1 pseudogene is annotated in these 369 nt (G+C 52.3%); it reads left to right on the forward strand.

The features are described from left to right. A pseudogene (locus Xkoz_RS19435) lies at positions 1 to 202 on the forward strand (DNA cytosine methyltransferase); the annotation flags it as partial. Positions 203 to 369: the final 167 nt, after the last annotated feature.

The following is a 369-nucleotide window of genomic DNA, read 5'->3' on the forward strand; positions in this document are numbered from 1 at the left end:
CGATGTTCATGGCGTGAATTATGGCTATGCCGTGCGCCGTTTAACCCCTGTGGAGTGCGAGCGGTTGCAGGGATTCCCGGATAATCACACCCGAATCCCGTGGAATGGGAAAACAGCAGAAAATTGCCCGGATGGCCATCGTTACCGGGCAATCGGCAACTCAATGGCTGTTCCTGTAATGCGTTGGCTAGGGGAGAGAATACTGAATGAAATTCAATAGCCAGTACGTCATGCTCGGTGCTTTTGCAGTTGTCTCTGGCCTGCTCTGGCTCTATTACGGCGAATATCAGGACAAGGCCGAAGAATACCCTCGTTTATCGCGACAGTATGACGAACAAGTCGCCATTAACGCCAGCCAGCAAGCGCGAA

Source organism: Xenorhabdus kozodoii (genome assembly GCF_002632875.1).
Taxonomy (GTDB): Bacteria; Pseudomonadota; Gammaproteobacteria; order Enterobacterales; family Enterobacteriaceae; genus Xenorhabdus; species Xenorhabdus kozodoii.